Origin of the sequence: Okeania sp. SIO2B9 (genome assembly GCF_010672505.1) — a bacterium.
Lineage (GTDB): Bacteria > Cyanobacteriota > Cyanobacteriia > Cyanobacteriales > Microcoleaceae > Okeania > Okeania hirsuta.
On record NZ_JAAHGK010001336.1, the window covers coordinates 1 to 2,029 of the forward strand.

Below are 2,029 nucleotides of genomic sequence, written 5' to 3' on the forward strand. Positions count from 1 at the left end.
TCTTGATTCTATATTCTCATAGCAAATTCACTTTTACTAAAATAATTTTCAAAAAAAGATATCAGTTTTCGCCTAAATAGAATCTTGGTGTTTAGGCAATAAAACTAGACTGAGATTTAATCATATAGCACTAAAAAGAAAGACTAGGACATCTCAAAAGCCTAAAATGCAAACAACGCAGTCTTCTTTTTCCTTCTTCCTTCTAATTTCCTGTTGCCGATCGCCCTTGCTTCTGTAACTTAACCAAAACAAAATAACAGAGAAAAATTGTATAGATGATTAATCCAGTAAACCCCAAGAAGCCGATAAATTCTTGAGGCCAATCTGCATGAAAAATTTGTTTAAATAACCATGGAGGGTCTAGCCAAACATTACAAAATGGATCTTCAAGTAAATCATTGCGGGATTTAAAAGCACAGGCCAAAAAAGGAATTTCGAATAATGCTCCGATTAAATTATAAAATGTAGCAGCCCAACGCCAAGAAGTCAAACTAGCCTTCAGAGGAGAATTTCGTAATTCTCGAATTTCCTCATTCAAATCTACCCAAAACCACAAAGCTACCGGAATTAAAATTCGAGCTATTAATGATGTTAAAAAACTTATAGGTACTGCTGCAATCATTAAGTAAACAGTGATTGCCAATAAACTAGAAACTCGCCAATAAGTAATCAACAAACGTTGAATAGCTTCAGACTTTTTGACAAAAGCCCAAATCAAAATAAGTAGGGGTAGTACCACAGTGAATAATACCGCTAGCCTATAGTCCATCCAGACCCAAATCTCTAATCCAGATGTGATGGCTATGGGTAAAAAGTTTAACATAATTAGTAACTTATAAAAATAGTAACTTATAAAAATTTAACTATAATCGTAATTAACTTTAAAAAGTTATTTATGGTATATTTTTTTGATAAGCAACTGAATTAATAAGTTAAATATTTCAGTTGCTTACCAGCCAAGCATTAATATATTTAATTTAATAAACTACGGTCGAATAGCTTATTAAATCAATAAACTGGCCCTAGTTGTCGTATACTCGACACTCAACAGCCTCAGGATTATCATCGCAATAATTTTCCAAGGAACTTGGAGACTTCTTTTCCTTTTGATGAGCAGACTCAGCTTGAAGCTCTTCTACCGAATCCCAAGCTACTGCACATTCCTTGGAATTAGCACCAGAAGCATCACAAATAGCACGAGCTTCTTCGCGCTCTTGCTCAATTTTTTCCTCAATGTTGTTATTAGTCATAGTTTTTTTATTCTTAACTTAACTTACTACCTACGATTTTTGGGACACAATTCCTAAATATAAAATCAAGGGTTAGAAATTGAAAAACAGGTCAGGTAAAGAGACAAATTAAAATTTTACCTCTTTATCATTTATATATGCTACGAGAGATTCCCAACCAAATGATCTTGATATTTTAAGATTCATTGACAAAAAAATCAATCTTTCAAACTGTCTAAATGTCCAGCTTGCTCAACAATACTTAATACTAACATAACTGAAACGATAACCTGTTTGATAAGCAACATTTATGAAATTAAATTAAAAATATTATGATCATAATTTAAGTAGTTTTATACCAATTATTAGACTGAGCAATATTACAAAACTTTGATTGTTAGAAATAGGGGAAATAAGGTAGAAAAAAGTCGATTAACAGATGTACAAGGTCAACTTCACCATTAAATTCTGCTAATTTACATTCCTACTTTTGGCACGTTTCGTCGAATATTTTGTTTAACTACTGGAGTATTTCAGAGTTAATCACTTTTTTTCGGTATTTAGTGACAAATAGGATCTGAACAGTTAAGAGAGTAAACAGACCTAAAACCTTTGTGATAAGTGGTTAACACAATATAGCAATAAGTTGAATATAAAATTATAATAATTACTCATTGCTACAAAATTAAGCCCACTTGTGAACAGTCAGTCAACATTGATTATTGGCTATAACTATTACAAAGGCATTGGAATTATGCTCTTGGTCAACCCTTGGACTGGTTGAACCAAACCAGGTGTCA

The 2,029-nt window shown here is 32.2% G+C and carries 2 protein-coding genes; both read right to left on the minus strand.

The genetic code is table 11. From position 1 onward, the window contains the following. Positions 1–202: 202 nt before the first annotated feature. Complete coding sequence (locus tag F6K13_RS30455) at positions 203–823, minus strand: DUF3177 family protein (RefSeq protein ID WP_192901212.1); 621 nt, start codon at positions 821–823, stop codon at positions 203–205. Positions 824–1,022: 199 nt separating this feature from the next. After that, positions 1,023–1,250, minus strand: a complete 228-nt coding sequence (locus tag F6K13_RS30460) for a Calvin cycle protein CP12 (protein WP_124147275.1) — start codon at positions 1,248–1,250, stop codon at positions 1,023–1,025. Positions 1,251–2,029 lie beyond the last annotated feature (779 nt).

What these genes read in the sequence shown, in the direction of transcription:
- F6K13_RS30455 (WP_192901212.1), bottom strand. Translation starts at nt 823, where the DNA reads ATGTTAAACTTTTTACCCATAGCCATCACATCTGGATTAGAGATTTGG.
- F6K13_RS30460 (WP_124147275.1), bottom strand. Translation starts at nt 1,250, where the DNA reads ATGACTAATAACAACATTGAGGAAAAAATTGAGCAAGAGCGCGAAGAA.